Here is an 889-nt window from a genome sequence, read left to right on the forward strand (position 1 = left end):
TTCTGCACCGAATGAAGTTTGCCGAGACGTGCACGCATGTCTGCGGATTTATATCTGTGTGGAGGAAATAACTTGTCGAGGCGATATTCGAAAGTTGCTGAAGTATGGGGCCTGGCCGCTGCTTTCGTGTTCACCCTGGGCCAGGCCAATGCGTCGACAGCGATCACGCTGAGCCAGGCGTGGGAACGAGCCCTGCAAGGCAACCCGTCGCTGCTGGCCGGTGAACGCAATGCCGGCATTGCCGAGGGCGAGCGCAGGCAGGCCGGGGTGCTGCCCAACCCGGAGTTGTCCTGGGAGGTGGAGGACACGCGCAGTGCGACGCGAACCACCACGGTACAGATCAGCCAGCCGATCGAACTGGGGGGCAAGCGCGGTGCCCGCATCGAGCTGGCCGAGCGCGGTATCGACAGCGCCTCGATAGGCCAGGAGCAACTGCGCAACGAACTGCGTGCCGAGGTGGTGGCGGCATTTCAGGGGACGTTGCTGGCGACGATGCGCCAGACCCTGGCCGAACAGGCACAAGCGCTGAGTGAGCGTGGCGTCGCGGTGGTCGAGGCGCGAGTCAAGGCGGGCAAGGCGTCCCCGCTGGAGGTCGCACGGGCCCGCCTGCAGTTCGACGAGGTGCGCCTGGAAACCGCGCGTGCCCGCGATCAACGGCGCAATGCCATGAGCCAGCTACTGGCGGTCATCGGCCCGCAGGCCAGCGCGGATGAGCTGGAGCTGAGCGGCGATGCCGCCAGCCTGCCCGCGCTACCGGGTGTGACAGAGCTGTTGCGCCGTCTGGACAGTGCCGCGCCGATGCGTCTGGCGCAGATCGAGATCGAGCGCCAGGAGGCCGCTATCGCGGTGGAGAAGAGTCGGCGCATTGCCGATCTCACGGTCAGCCTCG

Annotated in this window: 1 protein-coding gene; it reads left to right on the forward strand. The window is 66.3% G+C overall.

Annotation, left to right across the window (positions count from 1 at the left end):
• Positions 1–72: 72 nt before the first annotated feature.
• Positions 73–889, forward strand: an 817-nt coding sequence (locus J0A65_RS23640; RefSeq protein ID WP_206596729.1) for a TolC family protein, incomplete at its 3' end; no start/stop codon positions are given.

Source organism: Bowmanella yangjiangensis, from assembly GCF_017255015.1.
Taxonomy (GTDB): Bacteria; Pseudomonadota; Gammaproteobacteria; order Enterobacterales; family Alteromonadaceae; genus Bowmanella; species Bowmanella yangjiangensis.